The sequence below is a fragment of the Lonsdalea britannica genome (assembly GCF_002111595.1).
Taxonomy (GTDB): Bacteria; Pseudomonadota; Gammaproteobacteria; order Enterobacterales; family Enterobacteriaceae; genus Lonsdalea; species Lonsdalea britannica.
In genome coordinates this window covers 95660-119979 of the sequence record NZ_LUTN01000013.1, presented here as the reverse complement: position 1 = coordinate 119979, position 24320 = coordinate 95660, and the positions used below count along the sequence as shown (strand labels likewise).

The 24320-nt window shown below is 55.7% G+C and carries 18 protein-coding genes and 2 pseudogenes; 6 read left to right on the top strand and 14 right to left on the bottom strand.

The window, feature by feature from the left end; genetic code table 11:
• The 7 genes and pseudogenes from cysD to cysJ all read right to left on the bottom strand — a co-directional run.
• The coding region (cysD, locus tag AU509_RS12115; RefSeq protein ID WP_139824050.1) for a sulfate adenylyltransferase subunit CysD at positions 1–408 on the bottom strand (408 nt) is incomplete at its 3' end.
• An 11-nt stretch (positions 409–419) separates the two neighbouring features.
• Positions 420–1840 (bottom strand): annotated as a pseudogene (cysG, locus tag AU509_RS12110) (siroheme synthase CysG).
• A 160-nt stretch (positions 1841–2000) separates the two neighbouring features.
• A complete protein-coding gene (locus AU509_RS18690; protein ID WP_254901572.1) occupies positions 2001–2345 on the bottom strand; it encodes a response regulator in 345 nt (114 codons plus the stop codon).
• A complete protein-coding gene (locus AU509_RS18685) occupies positions 2342–3034 on the bottom strand; it encodes a hypothetical protein (RefSeq protein WP_254901571.1) in 693 nt (230 codons plus the stop codon). Before AU509_RS18685 ends, AU509_RS18690 begins: the two co-directional genes overlap by 4 nt.
• 232 nt (positions 3035–3266) lie before the next feature.
• Positions 3267–4001 carry a phosphoadenylyl-sulfate reductase gene (locus AU509_RS12100; protein WP_085653454.1) on the bottom strand — a complete coding sequence of 245 codons (735 nt, stop codon included), beginning with the start codon at positions 3999–4001 and terminating at the stop codon, positions 3267–3269.
• Between the two features lie 12 nt (positions 4002–4013).
• The gene (gene cysI, locus AU509_RS12095) at positions 4014–5729 is read right to left on the bottom strand and encodes an assimilatory sulfite reductase (NADPH) hemoprotein subunit (protein WP_094118435.1); all 1716 of its coding nucleotides are present in this window, start codon (positions 5727–5729) and stop codon (positions 4014–4016) included.
• Positions 5729–7546: an NADPH-dependent assimilatory sulfite reductase flavoprotein subunit gene (cysJ, locus tag AU509_RS12090; protein ID WP_094118434.1), complete on the bottom strand. Its 1818-nt coding sequence runs from the start codon at positions 7544–7546 to the stop codon at positions 5729–5731. The genes cysI and cysJ overlap by 1 nt, the downstream gene beginning before the upstream one ends.
• A gap of 350 nt (positions 7547–7896) precedes the next feature.
• Between cysJ and queD the strand changes: the two genes are divergently transcribed.
• A complete protein-coding gene (queD, locus tag AU509_RS12085; RefSeq protein WP_085653748.1) occupies positions 7897–8262 on the top strand; it encodes a 6-carboxytetrahydropterin synthase QueD in 366 nt (121 codons plus the stop codon).
• Between the two features lie 40 nt (positions 8263–8302).
• Here queD and queE read toward each other — a convergent pair whose 3' ends face one another.
• Positions 8303–8974, bottom strand: coding sequence for a 7-carboxy-7-deazaguanine synthase QueE (queE, locus tag AU509_RS12080; protein WP_085653749.1), 672 nt, complete (start codon positions 8972–8974; stop codon positions 8303–8305).
• A 182-nt stretch (positions 8975–9156) separates the two neighbouring features.
• Between queE and AU509_RS12075 the strand changes: the two genes are divergently transcribed.
• Positions 9157–10143 carry an MBL fold metallo-hydrolase gene (locus AU509_RS12075; RefSeq protein ID WP_085653750.1) on the top strand — a complete coding sequence of 329 codons (987 nt, stop codon included), beginning with the start codon at positions 9157–9159 and terminating at the stop codon, positions 10141–10143.
• Positions 10144–10450: 307 nt separating this feature from the next.
• Here the strand turns inward: AU509_RS12075 and eno are convergent, their stop codons facing one another.
• The 5 genes and pseudogenes from eno to rlmD form a co-directional block, all read right to left on the bottom strand.
• The gene (gene eno, locus AU509_RS12070) at positions 10451–11752 is read right to left on the bottom strand and encodes a phosphopyruvate hydratase (RefSeq protein ID WP_085653751.1); all 1302 of its coding nucleotides are present in this window, start codon (positions 11750–11752) and stop codon (positions 10451–10453) included.
• A gap of 80 nt (positions 11753–11832) precedes the next feature.
• A complete protein-coding gene (pyrG, locus tag AU509_RS12065) occupies positions 11833–13470 on the bottom strand; it encodes a glutamine hydrolyzing CTP synthase (RefSeq protein WP_085653752.1) in 1638 nt (545 codons plus the stop codon).
• Between the two features lie 224 nt (positions 13471–13694).
• Positions 13695–14489: a nucleoside triphosphate pyrophosphohydrolase gene (mazG, locus tag AU509_RS12060; RefSeq protein ID WP_094118433.1), complete on the bottom strand. Its 795-nt coding sequence runs from the start codon at positions 14487–14489 to the stop codon at positions 13695–13697.
• A gap of 65 nt (positions 14490–14554) precedes the next feature.
• Positions 14555–16786, bottom strand: a complete 2232-nt coding sequence (gene relA / locus AU509_RS12055) for a GTP diphosphokinase (protein WP_094118432.1) — start codon at positions 16784–16786, stop codon at positions 14555–14557.
• Positions 16787–16801: 15 nt separating this feature from the next.
• A pseudogene (rlmD, locus tag AU509_RS12050) lies at positions 16802–18129 on the bottom strand (23S rRNA (uracil(1939)-C(5))-methyltransferase RlmD).
• Positions 18130–18190: 61 nt separating this feature from the next.
• On the opposite strand from rlmD, the gene barA reads away from it, so the two are divergent.
• From barA to AU509_RS12030, 4 genes are all read left to right on the top strand, one after another.
• A complete protein-coding gene (gene barA / locus AU509_RS12045; protein ID WP_094118431.1) occupies positions 18191–20941 on the top strand; it encodes a two-component sensor histidine kinase BarA in 2751 nt (916 codons plus the stop codon).
• 441 nt (positions 20942–21382) lie between these two features.
• Positions 21383–22918, top strand: a complete 1536-nt coding sequence (locus tag AU509_RS12040) for a methyl-accepting chemotaxis protein (protein WP_094118430.1) — start codon at positions 21383–21385, stop codon at positions 22916–22918.
• 157 nt (positions 22919–23075) lie between these two features.
• Positions 23076–23447 (top strand): FlxA-like family protein, encoded by a 372-nt coding sequence (locus AU509_RS12035; protein ID WP_085651156.1) that lies wholly within the window; start codon positions 23076–23078, stop codon positions 23445–23447.
• Positions 23448–23719: 272 nt separating this feature from the next.
• Positions 23720–24058, top strand: coding sequence for a FlxA-like family protein (locus tag AU509_RS12030; RefSeq protein WP_162896324.1), 339 nt, complete (start codon positions 23720–23722; stop codon positions 24056–24058).
• A 27-nt stretch (positions 24059–24085) separates the two neighbouring features.
• Here AU509_RS12030 and AU509_RS12025 read toward each other — a convergent pair whose 3' ends face one another.
• Positions 24086–24319, bottom strand: coding sequence for a DUF3820 family protein (locus AU509_RS12025; protein WP_085651154.1), 234 nt, complete (start codon positions 24317–24319; stop codon positions 24086–24088).
• Position 24320: the final 1 nt, after the last annotated feature.

Here is a 24320-nt window from a genome sequence, read left to right as displayed (position 1 = left end):
CCGCGCGCCGCCGAAGGCCGCATCAAAGCCATACTTGTTCAGCGCCTGCTTCAACCCTTCGGTTTTCATGATGTCGGTATGCTTCGCGCTACCATGTACGAACGGGTTGATCCCCATCGCGACCCCTTCCGGGTTGCGGTGTACCAGCAGCTCGCAGCCGTATGCCTTGGCCGTGCGGTCACGAAACTCGTACATTTCGCGAAACTTCCAGCCGGTATCGACGTGCAGCAGCGGGAATGGCAGCGTGCCGGGGTAGAACGCCTTGCGCGCCAGATGCAGCATCACCGAGGAGTCTTTACCGATGGAATACATCATCACCGGGTTACTGAACTCCGCCGCGACTTCGCGAATGATATGAATACTTTCTGCTTCAAGCTGTTGCAGATGCGTCAGTCTTTTCTCGTCCATAAAATCGTACCTTAAGCCAAATTCACCACTGTTGGCCGACGTTCTGAGGCCGACACCCGCGAATGATCTCCAAACCAGGCGATTTGCTCATGCAAATTCACCACCTCGCCAATCACCAGCAATGCCGGTGTAGCCGCCTGCCGCGCCAGCGGTTCCAACTGTTGCAATGTACCGGTCAGCACTTGCTGATCCCGGCAGGTCCCGCGACTGATAACGGCGACCGGTGTTTCTGCGGATCGCCCGTTTTCTATCAGTTGACGGCTAATATCCGCCGCTTTCATCGTGCCCATGTAAATCACCAGCGTCTGCCGCTCACGAGCCAGCGTAGACCAGTCCGGCGCTTTGCCGTCGACGCGGTGATGTCCGGTAATGAAAGCCACGCTTTGCGCATAGTCCCGATGCGTCAACGGGATCCCCGCGTAGGCGGTGACGCCCGCCGCGGCCGTCACGCCCGGCACCACCTGGAAGGGGATGCCCGCCTTCGCCACATGCTGCAGCTCCTCGCCGCCGCGGCCAAAAATAAAGGGATCGCCGCCTTTTAGGCGAACGACCCGTTTGCCCTGCTGCGCCAACGTCACCAACCGCTGGTTGATCTCGTCCTGCGGCATCAGATGCGCGCTGGCGCGTTTGCCGACGCAAATCATCTCGCATCGCGTCGTACCAGCTCCAGCACGTCCGCGCTCACCAGATAGTCGTACAGCACCACGTCCGCCTGCTGGATGACCTGAAGTCCGCGTAACGTCAGCAAACCCGCATCGCCCGGACCGGCGCCCACCAGCGACACCTCGCCTTGCTGGTTCTGAGGTGCCATCAGCTGTTCTTCCAGCGCATCCTCGGCTTCAGCCAGTTTTCCCGACGTCACCAGTGAGGCAAAGCGACTGTCGAACAGGCGCTCCCAGAACCGACGTCGGCCGGTCATCGTCGGCAGTTGCTGTTTGACGCGGCTACGCCAGTTGCCCGCCAGCTCGGCCATCTGCCCCAAACGGGAAGGCAGCAACGCCTCGAGCTTCTCGCGCAGCAAACGCGCCAGTACCGGCGCAGTGCCGCTGGATGAGATCGCCACCATCAACGGAGACCGGTCAATCAACGACGGAAAAATGAAGGAACATTTCGGCTGATCGTCGACCACATTGACCAGTTTTTGCCGACGATCCGCGGCCTCTGAGACCGTTTCATTGAGCTTAGCATCATCGGTAGCCGCGATGACCAGGAACACCGGGTCCAGCTGTTCAGGACTGAACTCACGGGCAATCCAGGCCACTTTTCCGTCGTTCCGCAAAGCATCAAGCGGGACGCACAGCTCGCGCGCCGCCACCCGAACCTCTGCGCCCGCCCGCAGCAGCAGCGTGATTTTACGCATGGCTACTTCGCCGCCGCCCACCACCAGCACGGGGCGCTGCCGCAAATCGGCAAATACAGGGAGATAGTTCACAGATGCCTTTACTAAGATAAAAAAGTGATAATGGGACTATAAATCGAGGGGGTAAGCGTATTGAAATGCCGAATTCGCATGATAAGTTCCGTAATGGAATAAAGGACCACTCTACAAGTCGTAAAAAGCGGACTCATGCCGCCTACGCGGTCACTTGGCCTCAGTCGGTGATCCCGAAATGAGCCAAATGTTCCGTCAGTGAATAGCGGCGCAGATACGCCTTAACCTTCCGTTGCCAACGTTCGTCCAGCGACGTCACTCGGCTATATGTCATTCCGGCCAGCGCGCCACGGTCATCATAAGTATTAATTAACGTCTGGTTTATTGCGTCCTGATTCAGCGCAGGATTCGACCGCTGCTGACGCGCCAACGCATCGACCACCCGCTGCTGCTGGGCAACATCCGGCTTCCAGCGCTGGTGATACAGCCCGCTCAACACGATAAACAGCGGCGGTATACCTTCCTCTCGCGCGGCCTGTAGCCGGGAATGTCCATCTAAAATCACATAGCGCCCAGCCCCGAGACAAACCACAGCAGGACGGGCGGCAATGCTCCCTCCCGCGCTTTTTTACGCCACCATTTTACCCGTGATGAAGTGGGGTCAACCACGGACAGCGGCAGGAGTTGCGTGCTGTCCCACCACCGGTCGATAAGAAAGACCGAGTCTGACACGGTCAGATCCGGGATGTCTTCCCCAAACAGATCCCAACGCGGGCAATAGTCGCCTGCGGATTGGGGCGCGATAAAACGCCACGCGTTTATCGGCTGCGGCTGGGCAGTGCGTGGCGCAGAAGGCAACACATACGGCATCGGCCGCAGCAGCCATTGGCCATTGTTCAGCAGCGGTTGAGGCGAAGAGAGCAGGCGCTCGGCAAAGAAGCGACACCACCCTGCCTGACGCGCAGTGGACGTTTGCAAGGCTTCAGCGCGCATGACGTCAGCGGACCGAATCGGACTGAGTAATGACCGCTGGCGGATATCTTTGCGAGGACAAAGCACGCTAGCCTCGGCGCCATTCACCGCCACTGACGCCCAGAATAAAGTTTCATCTCCGCAAATCGCCTGCGCCCTGCCCTGCGCGCCCACAAGCAGTTGCAGCGCTCCCGCCGGTCGCTGGCCGGAAGGACTTTCCAGCGCTAATCCCTGCCAGACGCCGTCTCGATCGTCGATGTCTCGCCACCATACTTTCTTCATTTCAGACATCACTCACACGGTCCCATTCTGCAAATGGCGGTAAACATAGTCTGTCGCACCGTGGGCATCAATACACTACCCAATGAACTTCTCTCTTTGCATCAGCAAGTTGCCGCCATCTGTACATAACATCGCGTTCAGGCTGAAAAAGGGTCACTTAATCTAAACGGCAAAGGGAAAAGGGGGAATCTCGCCGCCAAAAGAGAAAGCCCCTCAAACGAGGGGCTTCGGGTCAGCCTTCGTGCAAGCCGCACTCACGCTTCAGCCCGAAGAATCGTGTCTCTTCTTCGCTCATGCCCGGCTCCCACTTGCGGGTGGTATGAGTATCGCCCACCGACAGATAACCCTGATCCCACAGCGGGTGATAGCTCAGGCCATTGGCCTTCAGGTACTGATAGACCTGTCGGTTATCCCAGTCGATGATCGGCAGGAATTTGAATACGCCGCGCTGAATAGCCAGCACCGGCAACGTTTCACGGCTGTTCGACTGCTCGCGGCGCAGGCCCGCAAACCAGGTTTGCGCACCGAGCTCCTGTAGCGCCCGGTTCATCGGCTCCACCTTGTTCATCTGGTTATAGCGCTCGATCCCCTCAACGCCCTGCTCCCATAGCTTGCCATAGCGCGCTTCCTGCCACGCGGGCGACAGCTCGGCACGAAACACTTTCAGGTTTAGCTTCAACTGATCGGTAAGGCTGTCGATGAACTGATAGGTTTCCGGGAACAAGTAGCCGGTGTCCGTCAAGACCACCGGGATTTGCGGACACTGCTGGGTGACCAGATGCAGAGAAATCGCCGCCTGAATCCCGAAGCTCGACGTCAGCACGAACTCGCCCGGCAGATTTTCCAGCGCCCATGCGACTCGGTTTTCGGCAGTCAGGCTTTCCAGCTCGGTGTTAATTGCCGCGAGCTCAGACTCTTGTTCCGGCTTCGGCAACGCGTTGAGCGCCCCCAGATTGAGTGCAGACATCAGGCTCTCCTCTTAGTCATAGAAATCGACAGCGGGGTCGAGCACCGGTTTGATGATGTGGGCACGAATGGCGAAATCGCCAAATCCTTCGCCCGCTTCGCGCTCCTGCGCCCAACGCCCTACCAACTGGTCGATTTCGCTGAGGATGTCAGCTTCGGTGATATTTTCCCGGTACATACGCGGAATGCGCGTCCCTTCCCGGTTGCCGCCGAGGTGCAGGTTGTAACGGCCGATGGCTTTTCCCACCAGCCCGATCTCCGCCAGTAGCGAACGTCCGCAACCATTCGGGCAGCCGGTCACTCGCAGGACGATGTGCTCATCGCCGACGCCGTGCTGCTGCATGATCCCTTCTACCTTTGTGACAAACTGCGGCAGGAAACGTTCGGCTTCCGCCATCGCCAGCGGACACGTCGGCAGCGAAACGCAGGCCATCGAGTTTTTACGCTGTTCGCTGACCGAATCGTCAATCAGCCCATGCTCGCGCGCCAGCGCTTCGATTTTCGCTTTATCGCGCGTGGCCACGCCCGCCACAATCAGGTTCTGGTTGGCGGTCAGGCGGAAATCCCCTTTGTGGATTTTCGCGATTTCGTTCAGCCCCGTTTTTAGAGGACGGCCCGGATAGTCGAGGATGCGGCCATTTTCGATAAACAGCGTCAGATGCCACTTATTGTCGATGCCTTTCACCCAGCCGATGCGATCGCCGCGGCCGGTGAATTCATACGGACGGATCTCTTCGAACGTGACGCCAGAGCGGCGTTCCACTTCCTGCTTGAACGTGTCGACGCCGACGCGCTCCAGCGTGTACTTGGTTTTGGCGTTCTTACGATTGGTGCGGTTGCCCCAGTCGCGCTGCGTGGTGACCACCGCTTCCGCGACCGCCAGCGTCTTCTCGACGGGGATATAGCCGAACTCGCTGGCAGTGCGCGCATAGGTCGCCTTGTCGCCGTGAGCGATGGACAAACCGCCGCCTACCAGCACGTTGAAGCCAATCAACCGGCCGTTCTCGGCGATTGCGACAAAGTTCAGGTCATTCGCGTGCAGATCCACATCGTTCTGCGGCGGGATCACCACCGTGGTTTTGAATTTTCGCGGCAGGTAGTTCGATCCCAGAATCGGCTCTTCATCCGTCGTCGCAATCTTTTCCCGATCGAGCCAGATCTCGGCATAAGCGCGAGTCTTCGGCAACAGGTGTTCGGAGATCTTCTTCGCCCAGTCGTACGCCTGCTGGTGCAGCTCGGACTCAGCGGGGTTGGACGTACACATCACGTTACGGTTGACGTCGTTCGCCGTCGCCAGTGAATCCAGCCCCACATCATGCAGCAGCTGATGCGCCGATTTCAGGTTGGATTTCAGGATGCCGTGAAACTGAAACGTTTGACGGTTGGTAATACGGATACTGCCGTAAATCGTCTTGGCCTTGGCGAAGTCATCGATCGCCCGCCATTGCTCTGGCGTCATGACGCCGCCCGGCAGACGGCAGCGCAGCATCATCGCATGACGTGGCTCCAGCTTCTGCGCGACGCGTTCGGCGCGAATGTCACGGTCATCCTGTTGGTACATCCCGTGGAAACGGATCAGCAAAAAGTTGTCGCCGGTAAAACCACCGGTCAGGCCATCGTTAAGATCGTCTGCGATCGTACCGCGCAGAAAGTTGCTCTGCTGTTTTAGACGCTCCGCATCGGTGAGTTTGCCTTCTACCACCAGCGGGCCAGAATATCTCTCGCTCATTAGTACACGTCTCTCTGATAGCGCCGCTCAAGCCGCAGCTCGCTTAAAAATTCATCCGCCTGTTCGGCATCCATCCCGCTCTGCTCGGCAATCACTGCCAACAGCGCCTGTTCGACATCTTTCGCCATTCGGTTGGCGTCGCCGCACACGTAAATATGCGCGCCATCCTGGATCCAGCGCCAGACTTCCACGCTCTTCTCACGGATGCGATCCTGAACGTAAATCTTATGCGCCTGATCGCGCGACCAGGCCAAATCGATGTGGGTCAGCAGCCCGTCTTTGACGTACCGTTGCCACTCCACCTGATATAGGAAATCTTCAACAAAGTGCGGATTGCCGAAGAACAGCCAGTTTTTACCCTCGGCGCCTTCCGCTTCACGCTGCTGCATGAAGGCTCTAAACGGCGCGATGCCCGTCCCGGGACCAATCATGATGACCGGCGTATTCGGGTTCGCCGGCAGGCGGAAGTTATCGTTATGCTCAATGAAGACGCGAACTTCGCCGTCTTCTTCCAGCCGATCGGCCAGGAAACCGGAGGCGCCGCCGGTGCGCTCCCTTCCCTCATAGGCGTAACGGACGACACCGAGCGTGATGTGCACTTCATTGTCGACCTCTTCCTGCGATGAGGCGATAGAGTAGAGACGCGGCGTCAGCGGACGCAGCCAGCTAACCAGCTGTTCCGGCGTCAGTTCGGCGGGTGCCGATCGCACCATATCCACTAGCGGCGTCTGCTGCGCATACTGCTGTAGCGCGGACTTATCTCCGACCCGTGACTGAAGCGTTTCATGTCCCGACAGCACGGCATATTTCTCTACCAGCGGCGCCGTATTTTGCGTCAGCTCCAGATGCCGTTGCAGGGCCTCGGCGAGCGGCAGCGTCTCACCAGACACCGTCACCGTTTCGTCCCCTTTCAGCTTCAGCAGCCCCAGCAATTCCTCAACCAACGCCGGATCATTCTCGTACCACACGCCCAGCGCATCGCCGGGACGATAGCGCAAACCTGACTCACCCAAGTCGATTTCCAGGTGGCGCACGTCTTTATCCGAGCCGCGGCCGGTGATCTTTTGATTGACCGACAGCGCGGCGGTATAAGGCGTTTCTTTGCCGTACGGGCTCGCGGTAATCTCATCCACCGCGCCCACTGCCGCTGTCTGGACAGCGGCCGCGTCCTGCGCCTGATGGCGAGACTTCAGCGTTTCCGTCAGCCGTTTCCGCCACTGCTCCGCCTCAGGTTGGAAGGCCACGTCAGCATCCACACGGTCTAGCAGGCGTTCCGCCCCCAGTTCCGCCAGACGACTGTCGAAATCTTTACCGGCTTTGCAGAAAAACTCGTACGAGGAGTCCCCCAAGCCAAAGACCGCGAATGCGGTGCCATCTAAGGTCGGCGCTTTTTTGGAGAACAAGTACTTATACAATGCCACGGCTTCTTCCGGCGGTTCACCTTCGCCCTGCGTCGATGCCACAACGACCAGCAGTTTCTCCTGAGCAATTTGCTTAAATTTGTAATCGCCCGCGTTGACGAGCGTGACCGGCAACCCGGCCGCCAGCAGATCGTCCCGCGTCTGTTCAGCAACCCGACGCGCATTCCCCGTCTGAGACGCCGAAATCAGCGTGATCGCCGAAGGAGCAGCGGCGGGTGCGCTGGCTGTCGCCATCGCGCCGGTAGAAACGCCTGCGGGCTGCTGAGAAATCCCCCAAAAATAACCGGATAACCAGGCAAGCTGGGTGGGTGAGAAATCACCGGTTGCCGCCTGCAGGCGCGCAAGTTGCTCCGCGCTCAGAGGGAGTAGCGAAGTCGGAGAAACCGGATTAGTCATTGTGATACGTTTTCCTTGTTCAGGTCGCTGGCGCCAATGCCGATTTGGTGCGGTACAAAGTTGAATGGGTTATTAAGGTAGCGACCCCCATCTTAACAATTAAAGAAATGATGGAAATATCAAATAACCAAAATGACTAAAGGGTTTTTTATATACGCTTTACCACAAAAAGTGATATAGGCCGAAAAATAGAATAAGCATCTGATTGTTAACAATAAAAAACCAATGCCGGCGTCGAAAACCAAATGATAAAAATTACTATTTACGCTTCTTTGCGGCGGAAAATAGCGCAAAGGCGCACTTTCCGGTAGTATGCGTCGGTTTTTTCAGGTCATATGAGATTCACCGTCATGCCAACCATGCTGTTTAAAGATTTTCAGTTTGAAGCCGCTCATCGGCTTCCCCATGTTCCAGACGGACACAAATGTGGCCGGCTGCATGGCCACTCATTTATGGTTCGACTGGAAATTACCGGCGAAGTCGATGCCTATACCGGCTGGGTGATGGATTTTGCCGAACTGAAAGCCATCTCTCGTCCGATCTGGGAGCAGTTAGATCACCACTATCTGAATGAAATTCCTGGGCTGGAAAACCCGACCAGTGAAATTCTGGCTCAGTGGATTTGGCAGAGATTGAAACCGATACTGCCGCTGCTGACCGCCGTCCGGGTCAAAGAAACCTGTACAGCGGGCTGCGTATATCGGGGAGAGGAATAATCGTCGCCTGACCCGCACGGACGCACCGGTCAGGTCGTCGTCAGGCTATGTTCAGGTACTTGTGGGTCTGCATGGATAAACGCCAGTTGCGCGCTATGCAGGTAGCAATGCACAACCGAGTCGCTTCTTCTTTCTGGCTGATAGGCTGTAACGCGATGACCCGCGCCTTATCATCATCCAACCGGTTTAACAGCGTATCCAACGTTTCGATATCACGCTCCCGCGCCACCGGATGTTTAATCTCATCCGCCCGCTGCAGGGCCTGATCGATGACGACCATTCCGCCGCGCATATTTACCTTTGGAGAGACCGTAACCCAGCAGTGGGTTGAGCAGCGGATTTCGTGCGTCCCGCTGGTTTCGATTTGTGTACTGAAACCCAACGCTTCCAGTCGCTGAGTCAGCGTCGTCAGATCGTGGATACAAGGCTCGCCGCCGGTGATCACCACATGCCGGGCGGTATAGCCCAGCCGCGTCATATGGCCAACGATATCCTCCACGCTGGCCGAGCCCCAGGCATCGCTCTCCGTCGTTTTATCGACGATCTGCTTTAGCGGAATTTCCCGCTCCGGGCGCTTCTCCCAGGTATGTTTGGTATCACACCAGCTGCACCCCACCGGGCATCCCTGTAAACGGATAAACACCGCGGGAACGCCGGTAAAATAGCCCTCTCCCTGTAAGGTCTGGAACATTTCGTTAATCGGGTACTGCATGTTTTTCCACTGTAGCGGTTGCGTAAAAGATCATTATCGCAGATCGTCGATGCGTCGCCAAACAACCGTCGTCATGAGCCGGATAGGTTTCGATTGAGTCATCGCTCATGTCCGGTTAATAATCGCCATTTAGTGCTAGGCTTTACCCAGTAAAAACCCGAAAACTACAAGGAACGAAAGACATGAGTTCGCTGAAATCTCTGACGTTGTGTTTAATGACGCTGTTCGCCGTTCCCGCGATGGTGAATGCCCAAGCCGTCCCACAGGTGAAAACCCAGCCGGGCTACTACCGACTGATGCTGGGGCAATTTGAAGTGACTGCGCTCTCGGATGGCACATTTACGATGCCGATGGGAACGCTGCTGGCTCGCACTCCGGCTGATATCATTAAACAAAAGCTGGCAGATGACGCGCTGGACGCCTCCGCCGTCGAAACGTCCGTTAATACCTTCCTAATCAATACCGGCAAAAATCTGGTTCTGATCGATACCGGCAACGGCGAAAAAGCAGGCGCGCCGGTGGGCCGCCTTCTGGGTAATTTGAAAGCCGCCGGTTACCGTCCGGATCAGGTCGATACCGTGATCCTGACTCACCTGCATGGCGATCATATCGGCGGGCTGCTGACCAACGGCAAACCGACCTTCCCCAATGCCGCGGTCTACATCAGCAAAACAGACAGAGATTACTGGCTGAGTGAAGCGAACCTGCAAAAAGCGCCAGCCGACGGCAAAGAGGCTTTCCAGCTGGCACAAAATACGTTTCAGGTCATCAATGCCGCGAAGAAAATGAAAGTGTATAGCGGCAACGATCGGATCGTGCCGGGGATCACCGCCCTGCCGCTAGCCGGACATACGCCGGGACACTCCGGACTGTGGGTAGACAGCGATGGCGCCAAGCTGCTGGTATGGGGCGATATCATTCACGCCGCCGCCGTTCAGTTCTCGTTGCCGGCAACCACGATCAGCTTCGACTCTGATATGGATACCGCTGCGAAAAATCGCGCTTCCATTCTGGCCGATGCCGCTGATAAAGGTTACTGGGTCGCGGGCGCGCACATCAGCTTCCCCGGACTGGGCCACGTCAAAGTGCTGAAAGACAGTGATGGCAAGCCGAACGGCTATCGCTGGGTTCCGGCCAACTACAGTCTGTCCGGGCTGGCAGGACAGTAATACGACGCCACGGCAGGGAGTACGCTCTCCCTGCCATATCCCCCCTCCTCCTCTTCACCTTTTCATTCGCTCCTTTACTCAAGGCTGACGGCATGACGACAGCGGCGGGTTATCGCGTTGAGAAAGGCATGAAAGAGGAAGTCTTTGTTCAGGAAAGCCGATCGGCGAAAACATCTCGTGCCCAAGCGGGCTTCTGACACAGGCAAAAAAAAATCCGGAGGCGCATGACACGCTTCCGGATTTATTTTCAATCCTACCGGAGTCTGAACGCTATTCGGCGTCAGACTCCTGAGAAGAAAGGGGGCGATTAAGCCTGGCCTTTCACTTCTTTCAGACCGTTGAACGGCGCTTTAGCACCCAGCGCTTCTTCGATACGAATCAGCTGGTTGTATTTAGCAACACGGTCAGAACGGCTCATAGAACCGGTTTTGATCTGGCCAGCAGCAGTACCTACAGCCAGGTCAGCGATGGTCGCATCTTCAGTTTCACCAGAACGGTGAGAGATAACGGCAGTGTAGCCAGCGTCTTTCGCCATCTTGATTGCAGCCAGAGTTTCGGTCAGAGAACCGATCTGGTTGAATTTGATCAGGATGGAGTTAGCGATGCCTTTGTCGATACCTTCTTTCAGGATCTTGGTGTTGGTCACGAACAGGTCGTCGCCCACCAGCTGGATTTTGTCGCCCAGGACTTTAGTCTGGTAAGCAAAACCGTCCCAGTCAGATTCGTTCAGGCCATCTTCGATGGACACGATCGGATACTGTTTGGTCAGTTCTTCCAGGTAGTGAGTGAATTCCTGAGAAGTGAAGGTTTTGCCTTCGCCTTTCAGTTCGTAGTTACCGGTTTCGTTGTTGTAGAACTCGGAAGCGGCACAGTCCATAGCCAGAGTCACGTCTTTACCCAGAACGTAACCGGCTTTTTCTACGGCTTCTTTGATGGCAGCCAGCGCAGCAGCGTTGGATTCCAGGTTCGGTGCATAACCACCTTCGTCGCCGACTGCAGTGTTCATACCTTTGGCTTTCAGAACTTTAGCCAGGTTGTGGAACACTTCAGAACCCATGCGGATGGCTTCTTTAACGGTTTTCGCGCCAACAGGCTGAATCATGAATTCCTGGATGTCGACGTTGTTGTCAGCGTGCTCACCACCATTGATGATGTTCATCATCGGCAGCGGCATGGAGTACTGACCCGGAGTGCCGTTCAGTTCAGCGATGTGTGCGTACAGCGGCAGGCCTTTAGAAGCGGCAGCAGCTTTAGCAGAAGCCAGAGAAACGGCCAGGATAGCGTTCGCGCCGAATTTGGATTTGTTTTCAGTACCGTCCAGATCGATCATGATCTGATCAACGTTAGCCTGGTCTTTAGCATCTTTACCCAGAACAGCCTGTGCGATCGGGCCGTTAACAGCGGCAACAGCTTTGGTCACGCCTTTACCCAGGAAACGAGATTTGTCGCCATCACGCAGTTCCAGCGCTTCGCGGGAACCCGTAGAAGCACCTGACGGTGCAGCAGCCAGACCTACGAAACCACCTTCCAGGTGAACTTCAGCCTCAACGGTCGGATTTCCGCGTGAGTCGATGATTTCACGGCCAATGACTTTAACAATTTTGGACATTAGATTTTCCTCAGTACAAGTTAAACTAAAACCTCAGACGAACAACGCGCGACCTTGGGACGCGCGTTGCTGACAAAACCCTATTTTTCCTGACGTTTCTGGTACGCTCCCGCGGCTTTCACAAAGCCGGCGAACAGCGGATGTCCATCACGCGGTGTGGACGTAAATTCCGGATGGAACTGGCACGCCACAAACCAAGGATGATCAGGGATTTCAACAATCTCTACCAGTCGACGGTCGGCGGAATAACCAGCAACACGTAATCCCGCCGCTTCAATTTGTTTCAACAACATGTTGTTGACTTCATAACGATGACGATGACGCTCAATAATCGTCGGTTCGCCATACAGGCTACGCACCAGGCTGCCTTCGGTCAGATGGCATTCCTGCCCGCCGACGCGCATGGTACCGCCGAGATCGCTCTCTTCGCTACGCACTTCCAGGTTGCCTTCGGCATCACGCCATTCGGTGATCAGCGCCACGACCGGGTATTTACATTCCGGGACAAACTCGGTGGAGTTTGCGCCTTCCATGCCCACCACGTTACGGGAAAACTCCATCAGTGCGACCTGCATGCCCAGACAGATACCCAGATAAGGGATCTTGTTCTCACGAGCATATTTCGCGGCCATGATTTTGCCTTCCACGCCACGGTAGCCGAAACCACCCGGCACCAGAATAGCGTCTAAATCTTTCAGGACTTCGACGCCGCGGCTTTCCACATCCTGCGAGTCGATGAACTTGATATTCACGGTCAGACGATTTTTCAAACCGCCGTGCTTCAGCGCTTCGACAACGGATTTATAGGCATCCGGCAGTTCTACGTACTTACCGATCATACCGATAGTCACTTCGCCGCCCGGGTTGGCTTCTTCGTAAACGACCTGTTCCCATTCTGACAGGTTCGCTTCCGGGCAGTCCAAGCTGAATCGTTTACAAATATAATCGTCCAGCCCCTGCGATTTCAATAGCGACGGAATTTTATAAATGGAATCAATGTCTTTAAGCGATATCACCGCTTTTTCCGGCACATTGCAGAATAATGCAATTTTCGCGCGTTCGTTCGCGGGAACCGTGCGATCGGAACGGCAAATCAGCACATCCGGCTGAATACCGATGGACAGCAGTTCTTTCACTGAATGCTGCGTCGGCTTGGTTTTCACTTCGCCTGCGGCCGCCAGATAAGGCACCAGCGTCAGATGCATAAACAGGGTATGTTCACGGCCGACTTCCACCGCCATCTGACGAATCGCTTCAAGGAACGGCAGGGATTCGATATCGCCCACCGTACCGCCGATTTCGACCAGCACGACATCGTGGCCTTCGCCGCCTTCGATGATGCGCTCTTTGATCGCGTTGGTGATATGGGGAATAACCTGAATGGTCGCACCCAGATAATCACCACGGCGCTCTTTGCGCAGGACGTCAGAATAGATCCGTCCGGTGGTGAAGTTATTGCGGCGCGTCATTTTAGTGCGAATAAAACGCTCATAGTGGCCCAGGTCGAGATCGGTTTCGGCGCCATCTTCGGTGACGAACACTTCACCGTGCTGCGTAGGGCTCATTGTCCCCGGATCCACATTGATATACGGGTCCAGTTTCATGATGGTCACGTTGAGGCCGCGGGCTTCGAGAATAGCCGCCAGAGAGGCTGCGGCAATGCCTTTACCCAGAGAGGATACGACCCCGCCGGTCACAAAAATATAATTAGTTGTCATGCTGAACCTGAGAGTTTAGGTTTAAGGATGATGGAAGACCAAGACGGGAAAGTAGTATACCCGAACCTGATGGGCGCCACAAATGTTCGTTTTGCCAAATATCGGATAGACATCCTGTCCATGACCGCCGCTACCTTGCGGAATAGCGGCGAAACATCTTCCTGAAAAATCATACTGATAAATCAAAATATGTGAATTATCAGCCATTTCAGACCTAAAATCCCTTAATGTCCTTTTTCTTCACGTTTTACCTGCTGCCAGGCGGCCTCCATTTCCTCAAGACTGGCTTCAGAAAGTGTTTTCCCTTTTTCACTAATGATTTGCTCTACCTGACGAAAACGGCGGCAAAATTTACGATTTGCGTCCTGCAGTGTGATTTCCGCTTTATGGCCCAAATGTCGCGATAGATTGACCGCGGCGAAGAACATATCGCCCAGCTCTTCCCCCAGGCGATCCTGATCCACCACCGCCTGTTTCGCCTCGTACATGACCTCATCGATCTCTTCGTACAGCTTATCGACAACCGGGCCCAGCGTCTTCCAGTCAAACCCGACCGCCGAGCAACGCTGCTGAATTTTTTGCGCCTGCATCAGCGCAGGCAACGCTTCCGGAATGTCGTCGACCTGTGAATGAAGCGCCTTTTCAGCTCTCTCTTTAGACTTGGTCTGCTCCCAGTTTTTCAGGGCGTCATCCGCAGTCGGCGCGTCGGCCCCGGCAAAGATATGCGGATGACGCCGCTCCAGTTTGTCGCTGATAGCGTCGCAAACGTCGGAGAAATCGAAAAGCCCCTGCTCCTGCGCCATCTGGGCGTAGAACACCACCTGAAACAGCAGGTCGCCCAGCTCGCTGCGCAGATCGTCGAAATCCTTACGGCGAATGGCGTCCAGCACTTCGTAGGTTTCTTCCAGCGTATAGGGAACAATCGAATCGAAGGTTTGCTTGCGATCCCACGGGCAACCGCTCTGCGGATCGCGCAGCTGCGTCATAACGTTGAGCAGTCGGGAGATGGATGAGGACATAACGTTTCCTGGTTAAGGCAAAAAATGGGCGGGCAACGGGCCCGCCCAGGTTATCGGACTGCGGCTCAGTTGCCCTGCTGACGACGCGCGTCAATCACATCAGGGAGCTGATTCAGCTTGGCCAGAACCCGGCCCAGCACCTGCAGGTTGTAGATCTCGATTTCCATATCGATCGTCGCGAGCTGCTGTTTGACATCGCTGCGGCTGGAGACGCCAAGCACGTTGACCTTCTCGTTGGCGAGAATCGTCGTGATGTCGCGCAACAAGCCGCTGCGGTCGTTGGCGGTGACACGCACCACCAGCGAGTATCCGCTGGAGTAACTTTCCCCCCAGACCGCATCCACCACGCGCTCCGGCGCATGACCACGCAGCTCGTCCAGCTGTTCGCAGTCCGCCCGATGGATAGAGATCCCGCGTCCTTTGGTGATGAAGCCGACGATATCGTCGCCGGGGATCGGCTGGCAGCAGCGAGCGATGTGATGCATCAGGTTGCCGACGCCTTCCACCACGACACGCCCATTGTCTTTGCTGGCACGCGTCGGCGCAGGCGTCTTCTGGGTGAGTTGGCGCAGCGCTTCACGATCCTGCTCTTCCGCGCTCGGCTGATTAACCTTGGACTGCAAGAAATTGACGACCTGATTCAGGCGAATGTCGCCGCCGCCAATCCCGGCCAGAAACTCGTCCATCGAATTGATGTTGTAACGCGGGAGCAACAGCTTCTCCGCCATCTTCTGGCTCAGACCCAGATTTTCCAGCTCGTTGTCGAGGATCTGTTTGCCCGCCAGGATGTTTTTATCGCGATCCTGTTTACGGAACCAGTTGTGGATCTTGGAACGCCCGCGGCTAGTGGTGACATAGCCCAGATTCGGATTCAGCCAGTCCCGGCTCGGGTTCGGCTGTTTCTGGGTGATAACTTCTATCTGGTCGCCCATTTGCAGCTGATAGGTAAACGGTACGATGCGGCCGCCCACCTTGGCGCCGATGCAGCGGTGCCCGATATCACTATGAATGTGATAAGCGAAATCCAGCGGCGTCGAACCGGTTGGCAGATCGATGACATCGCCTTTCGGCGTAAAGACATAGACGCGATCGTCGAAGACCTGACTGCGCACTTCGTCCAGCATTTCGTCCGAATCCGCCATCTCCTCCTGCCAGGCCAGCAGCTTACGCAGCCAAGCGATCCGCCCCTCGTAACCCGATCGGCTGGTGGTCGATGCGCCTTCTTTATACTTCCAGTGCGCGGCGACGCCCAGCTCGGAGTTCTCATGCATGTCGCGGGTACGGATCTGGATTTCGAGCGTTTTACCGCGCGGCCCCAGCACCACTGTGTGAATGGACTGATAACCATTGGGTTTCGGGTTCGCCACGTAATCGTCGAACTCATCCGGCAGATGGCGATAGTGGGTATGTACGATCCCTAGCGCGGCGTAGCAGTCTTGCAGACGCTCCACCACGATCCGCACGGCGCGGACGTCGAACAGTTCGTCGAACGACAGGGATTTTTTCTGCATCTTGCGCCAGATGCTATAGATGTGTTTCGGGCGGCCGTAGACATCGGCTTTCAGCCCGTCTTTTTCCATCGCCTGACGCAGGCTGGTCACGAAATCGTCAATATACTGTTCGCGATCGATGCGCCGCTCATGCAGCAGGCTGGCGATGCGTTTGTACTCTTCGGGATGCAGATAGCGAAAGCAGAAATCTTCCAGCTCCCACTTCAATTGACCGATGCCCAGCCGGTTCGCCAACGGCGCATAGATGTTGGTACACTCTTTCGCCGCCAACACCCGTTCTTCTTCCGGGGCATCCTTCACTTCGCGCAGGTGGGCGATGCGTTCCGCCAGTTTGATGACGACGCAGCGGAAATCTTCCACCATCGCCAGCAGCATCCGCCGGATGTTATCCACCTGCTCCGAGGCGACGGAGTCGTGCTGCGTCGCCTTTAGCTGGCGGATTGCATCCATATCTCTGACGCCGTGCACCAGATTGGCAATGTTCTGGCCGAACGCGTCTTTCAGTGTTTCTTCTTTGACGACGTCCGCTTTCACCAGCGGGAACAGCATGGCCGCCCGTAGGCTATCGTTATCCATGCTCAGGGTGGAGAGGATCTCCACCATTTCGATGCCGCGCCACAGCAACAGCAGCGCATCCGGATGATCTTTCGTCTGCTGTTCACAGTAGCGCCAGGTTTCTTTCAGGCGCTCGCATGACTGCTGGTTGGCGATCCCCAAAGACGCGATCCACACATCGGGTTCGAATTCGCCTTCGGTATTTAAATGTGCACTTCTTACCGCAACCATAAATTCTCCCTTTCTTTACCGATCACCGGCGCCGGGCAGGAACAACGCCATGGATTCAAGATGCCCGGTGTGTGGAAACATATCCAGCATCGCTATCCGCGCCAGGCGATAGCCAGCGGCCAATAGCACTTTGCTGTCTCGCGCCAGCGTGGTCGGGTTGCAGGATATGTAGACCACGCGCTCAGGCGCCAGTTTCACGATGTGAGACATCACGCCCGGCGCGCGGCGCGGGCCGGATCGAGCACAATTTTGTTGAACCCCTGCGATGCCCACGGCTGCCGGGTGACGTCCTCTTCCAGGTTATGATGAAAGAATTCGGCGTTGGATAAACCGTTGCGTCGGGCATTTTCCTGTCCCTTGGCCACCAACGCCGGCACGCCTTCCACGCCGACGACGTCGGCGGCCCGCCGGGCCAGCGGCAGCGTAAAATTGCCCATACCGCAAAACAGGTCAAGCACGCGGTCCTGCGGCTGTACGTCCAGCCAGGACAACGTCTGACTGACCATTTGCCGATTGATGACGTCGTTCACCTGAATGAAGTCCCGCGGACTGAAGGCCAGGGAAAGGTCGTCAATTCGGTATGACGGCATGTCGCCGTGCAGACACTCCAGCGTGTCTGTCTCACCGGCGAGAAACAGCGATATTGACCGCTCGCGCGCTAGCGTCAGCAGCGCCTGACGGTCTGCGTCGCCAAGCGGGTCGAGGTGACGCAGAATCACCAGCGGCCCTTCGTCAGCGAGCACCAACTCGACATGGCCGAGGCGTCTTTTGGCCTGAAGACCGCTAAGGCACTCGTGCAGCGGCGTCAGCAGCGCTTCCAGCTCGGAGCACAGTATCGGACAGTGACGCACATCCACCAGATCGTGCGAAGCCGCCTGGCGATACCCCATCTGCAATCGCTGTGATTTAGCCTGAAAGTATAACCCAAGCCGGGCGCGACGTCGGTAGGCATAGGCCGGGCCGCTAATGACGTCTGGAGAGGGGACGGTCCCCCCTGTTTCTCTCTCCATCAGCCGTATCAGCGCGCTGGATTTACTGCGCTCCTGCAACGACTGACTGGCATGTTGCTGCTGACAGCCGCCGCAGACGTTGTAATGCGGGCAGCGTGGATCGACCCGTTCTTCGCTTTTGCTCAGCAGCTGCTTCAGGCTCGCCCGGGAAAACTGTTTTTTATCCTCGGTCACCTGGACTTCGGCCTGTTCCCCCGGCAACGCGCCGGCGATGAAGATCGTTTTCCCCTGATGACGCGCCACGCCTTGACCGAACGGGTCGAGGTCATTGACCGACACGGTGATGCGTTGACGGGTCGTCACACGCCGTTTTGGGGAGTAGAATTGCGCCATATAAGTGTGATGTCATGTATTAACGGATTAATCAGCCTCAATTCTCCCACATTGGACCCCCATGACCAAATACAGTCTGCGTGCACGAATGATGATTCTGATTCTGGCGCCCACGCTACTGGTGGGACTGCTGCTCAGCGGCTTCTTCATTATTCACCGTTATAATCAATTGCAGGATCAGCTGACGGAAGCCGGCAGCAGCATTATTGAACCGCTAGCGATCAACAGCGCCTTCGCGATCGCCCAGCATCAACCGGAAACGTTGCGCCAGCTGGTGCATCGACTGCATCGCCGCCATGCCGATGTGGTTCGCGCCATCAGCGTTTTCGATACGCATCACCACCCTTTAGTCAGCACCTACTCCCGCGATATCAACAATATTCTCGCGCTGCCGGAAGGATCGCCGGTGCCGGATACGCTACAGATTTTCGAACGCGACAATCATCTCATCATGCGAATGCCGCTGCTGACAGAGGAAGAATTGGCCCCGGCGCTCCCCCACAATAGTGGCCGCTTCGCGCCGGTCGGCTACGTCGCTATTGCGCTGAATCTGGACAACATCGAACTGCAGCAGTACCGGGAAATTGGTCTGGCGACCCTGCTGTTGCTGATGAGTCTGGGATGCGCGCTGCTTTTCGCCTATCGCCTGATGCGGGACGTCACCACGCCCATCGGCAATATGGTGGATACCGTCGACCGTATCCGCCGCGGCCAGTTGGACAGCCGGGTAGAAGGCAAAATGCTCGGCGAGCTGCATATGCTGAAAAACGGCATCAACTCCATGGCGATGTCGCTGACCGCCTACCATGAAGAGATGCAGCAGAATATCGATCAGGCTACCTACGACCTGAGAGAAACGCTGGAACAGATGGAAATCCAGAACGTCGAGCTGGATTTGGCCAAGAAGCGCGCTCAGGAAGCCGCCCGCATCAAGTCCGAGTTTCTCGCCAATATGTCGCATGAGCTGCGCACGCCGCTCAACGGCGTGATCGGCTTCACCCGGCAAACGCTAAAAACCCAGCTGACGCCTACGCAGCAAGACTACCTGCACACCATTGAACGCTCGGCCAACAACCTGCTGAACATCATCAACGACGTTCTGGACTTCTCTAAACTGGAAGCCGGCAAGCTGGTGCTGGAGCACATCCCTTTCTCTCTGCACAACACGCTGGATGAAATGGTGATACTGCTCGCACATACCGCGCACGAGAAAGGGCTGGAGCTGACGCTGAATATTCAGCGCGATGTGCCGGAGCAGTTTATCGGCGATCCGTTGCGCATCCAGCAAATCGTCACCAACCTGCTGGGTAACGCGATTAAATTTACGGAGCGCGGCAACATTGATATTCGCGTGGAAAAACGATCCCAGCTACACCAGCAGGCGCAGTTGGAAATCCAGATCAAAGATACCGGCATCGGGATTGATGAAACGCAGCAAACCCAGCTGTTTCAAGCCTTTCGACAGGCTGATACCAGCATTTCCCGTCGACATGGCGGTACGGGGCTGGGTCTGGTGATTACCCAGAGGCTGGTGCAGGAAATGGGCGGTAATATTCGCTTTCACAGCGTGCCCGATAAGGGGTCGACCTTCTGGTGTACGCTGAATCTGCAGCTCAATCCGCACCCCGCCGTGCTCAACAACTACTTCGATATGCTGCAAGGGAAAAAACTGGCCTATGTCGAAGCCAACTCCGCCGCCGCGCAGGCGACGCTGGATGTATTGAGACGAACGCCGCTGGCCGTCAGCTACAGCCCCACGACCGAGCAATTGCCAGCGCAAAAGTTCGATATTCTGCTGATGGGCATTCCCGTCCATTATCGCAATACGCTGCTGGACTTCACGCCCAAGATCCACAACCTTTGCCGTCGCGCGCCCTGCGTCATTCTCGCCCTGCCCAGTCTGGCGCAGATGGATGCGGAACAGCTGAAATCGCTGGGCGTCCATGCCTGCCTGAGCAAACCCATCACCTCCGCACGTCTGTTGCCGCTGTTGCAGGACACTAACCTGTTCCAGTGCAGCTATGCGAACAGTAGCGAGTTGGAGCTTCGTCCTAAACAGGAAACGCCGCGACTACCGTTACGGGTGATGGCGGTGGACGACAATCTGGCCAACCTCAAGCTGATCGGCACGCTGCTGGAAGAGCTGGTGGACGACATCATCCTGTGCGAAAGCGGTGCGGAAGCGGTAGAGCAAGCCAGGCAAAACGATTTGAACGTGATACTGATGGATATCCAAATGCCGGGGATGGATGGTCTGCATGCCAGCGAGCTGATCCGCCAGTTGCCGAATCACAAGGAGACGCCCATCATCGCGGTTACCGCGCAGGTCATGCACGGCGAACGGGAACAGTTTCTCCAGTCAGGTATGGACGACTATCTGTCCAAACCGATTGATGAAAAGATGCTGTACAGCGTGCTGCGCAGGCACGTGCGCGAGCCGGAGATCACCCCGGCCGACGACGCCGGAGAAGCCGTGTCGCTCGACTGGGCGCTGGCGCAGCAGCAGGCTGCTAATAAACCGGAGCTGGCGCGCGATTTGCTGAAAATGCTGTTGGATTTTCTGGCTCAGGTGCGTCCGCAAATTGAATCGCAGCTGGACGGACAGCATCAGGAATCGCTACTGGATACCATTCACAAACTCCACGGCAGTTGTAGCTATAGCGGCGTGCCTCGCCTCAAACAGCATTGCGCGTATCTGGAACAGCAGTTGCGGCGCGGCGTCACGGCGGAGGCCTTAGAGCCGGAATGGCTGGAGCTGCTGGACGAAATGGCCCATGTCGAAAAGGCCGCAAGACAATACCTTTCCGATTAACAAAATACCTTCATTATTTCCCTCTTTAAGGGGGAAATAATGTCATTTTATTTTATCGGCTTTGTAAACGCCTTGAGCAGGATAAATAAATAAGTCGTTATCGTTTTAACAATCCCCACACGATTTATTTTTAATTCTCGTTTCATACTTATTTAAAATCATTAAATGACTTTATACTTAAAATAATCATCCTTGCGAGAATGATAATTACCTATGCTCTAACATCACGAATAAATTGACAATATCATTCTTTACCGGATAATCCCCAGCCTGGTGGAATACCCCCTGAATAGACGGCAACGGCCATATATAAGGCAGTCCTATTCACAAACCACCGCCAATAATAATAAAACGCCATTCTTTTTAATAAATTTCAGTATTCAATCGGTTAATTATTTTTCATTTATTTCTTTTAAGACGACACACACTCGGGGTTTTGTTATGAGGGTTAATACACCTGTCACCCAACAAGAATATTCGCTGGGCGCGAATACTACGTTAATGTCAACCACCGACGTTAAAAGCCATATTACCTATGCCAATTCCGCCTTTATTCGGGTCAGTGGATTTGATGCGGAAGATCTTGTCGGCCAACCGCATAATATTGTACGCCACCCGGATATGCCTCCCGCCGCATTTGCCGACATGTGGTATACCCTGCAACGGGGAGACAGTTGGACCGGCATGGTAAAAAATCGCCGCAGAAACGGTGATTATTATTGGGTTCGCGCTAACGTCACGCCGGTTTATCACGACGATAAACTTTCTGGTTATATTTCCGTTCGCAATACGCCCGAGGCGGAAGAAGTGAAAGCCGCCGCCGCGCTGTATGAAGCGGTGAACAAACAGCGGGCCGGCCGCCGCAAGTTTTATAAAGGGCTGGTGGTCAGAACCGGTCTGTTCTCTGTTCTCTCCGTATTTCAAAAAATGTCGGTACGCTGGCGCCTGCGCTGCGCCGTATTGGCGGGCGGTATCATTCCTTTTCTGTTTTCGTTGTCCGGCGCAGGCCTCCTGCCACTTGCCATGGCTTCGCTGTTGACCATGCTGCTGCTGGACGTCTTTTTACAGCAGCAAATCGCACGCCCTCTGCAAACCATACTGCGTCAGGCGCAGCGTGTAGTCTCGGGGAGGAAAGTCGATAGTTTGCGGTTCAACCGCGTGGATGAAGTCGGCATGTTGCTGCGGGTGGTCAATCAGTTCTCGCTCAATCTGAACTCGCTGGTAGACGACGTCAGTACCCAGGTGGCGGGCATGAAAAGCGTCAGCGAACAGTTGGCGGGCGGCAACGTCGACCTGAGCCATCGCACGGAAGAGACGGCGGGCAACCTGCAGCAAACGGCGGCGGCGATCGAAGAGATCACATCAGCCGTCCATCAAAGCGCTGAAACGGCGGCGAACGCGATCCAACTGACCGACGTGACGACTCAGGCCGCGCAGCAGGGCGGCGACATCATGCGACAGACCGTCAAGATGATGAACGCGATCAATGCGACCAGCGTCAAGGTGGTGGATATCATTTCCGTCATCGACAGCATTGCATTCCAGACCAACATTCTGGCGCTGAATGCCGCCGTGGAAGCCGCCCGCGCAGGCAGTCAGGGGAAAGGATTCGCGGTCGTCGCGGCCGAAGTCCGCCAGCTGGCGCAAAACTCAGCTTCCGCCGCCAAAGAGATTAAGGCGTTAATTGATGATAACGTCGCCAACGTCAAGAACGGCAGCCATATGGTAGAAAAGGCCGATCAACATATTTCCAATATCGTGGAGCACGTCGGACAGGTCAGCGGCCTGATCCACGAGATCGGCCTGGCCACGCGGGAGCAGACATCGGCGTTGGCGCTGATCAACGATTCCATCGCTCAGATCGAGCAAATGACGCAGAGCAACAGCGAGATGGTCACCCAATCCTCAGGCGTTGCCGCAGGACTGAACCAGCAGGCGATCCGTCTGACGGAAGCGGTCAACGTCTACGGGCGCTAACGCGGAACGAAGATCCACGAATAACGGCGAATGTTTTATACTGATTAAGTATTAAAAGATGATAAAAATTCGCCGAAAACACGATCTTACCCCTGCGTAGCTTCGCATCGGGTAAGGGGTGAAGATCTCGGCTTTACACACATATTCAGGAGCGAAAATGACTAGTATTAGCTCGGTCACCTCCGTCAGCAGCAGCTCTTCTGGCGGTTCGACCAATTACACGCAGAAGATCAATCAGCTCAACCAGAAACTGGAAAAGGCCACTGAGCAGTTGAAAGATGTGTCTAATTCAAGCGCGGATGCAGAGACGAAAGCCACTCAAACGCAGATGTTGCAGGCACAGATTGAGATGATTGAAGCTCAGATTGAGCAGCTCCAAAACCAACAGGCTCAGGAGCAAATGGCGCAGACGCAGCAAAGCCAGCAGCAGCAAAGTATCGCTGAAAACAGCAATGCGTCCACAGCCAGCAGCAAAAAGGAAGGCGTTAATCAGCCGACCGACAGCAATCAGATTGACATCTATATCTGACGGTCACCTGCAAGGTCGGCGCTTTTCGCGTTAGCCTGAACACTGACCCACGGTCGGGCCTTGATGGCCGGCCGCGTTCTCAGCCCTACTCCCCCTGACGCCAAGACGGTCCAAGCCCCGCGCATCATGCCATGAAGCGCCTCTTTACGTTTTTCCCACGCTTTGCAGCAAAATTCTGCGTTTTTTCAGACAAAGTGCTAAATATTCACCCAACTCACTTGTTTTATAATCACTCCATAGCCTACCAAGGCTGACAAATGGAGGAAGACATCATGGCCGCAATCAGCGCAATAGCGTCGACATCATTCAGCGATTCGTCCAGCAACCGTGATAACACACAAAGGATTGCCCGGTTGCAACAGCAGATACAGCAGCTGACACAACAGCTAAGTCAGGCCACGTCCAGCAGCGGTGAAGATTCAAGCGCTCAAATGCAGATTCAGATGATTGAAGCGCAGATTCAGGCGCTGGCAGCCCAGATTTCCCAGCTGCAATCGGCGCAGGCGCAGAGCTATTCCAGCGACAGCAGCTCGCAGACCAGCAGCTTCTCGGCGTTGGCGGACGGCATTAATCGTCCGACCGCCAATAACCAGATTAACGTCTACGTGTAATCGCGAGCGAGAAGAGGAACGCGCCGGTCAGTCAGACCGGCCGTTTGAGGCGTCTTTCAGGGGTTTGATTAACCCCTGCAAACCTTCCATTTTGATGACCATCGTCAGTTGCAGCAGCTCCCCCAAACGTCCTTCGGGGAAAATCTCCTTACGCGCGAACCACAGCAGATACTCCTCCGGCAGATCGATCAAAGCCCGGCCCTTGTATTTACCAAACGGCATAGTCGTATTGGCGATAGCCAGCAGGTCGGCCTTTTCCATC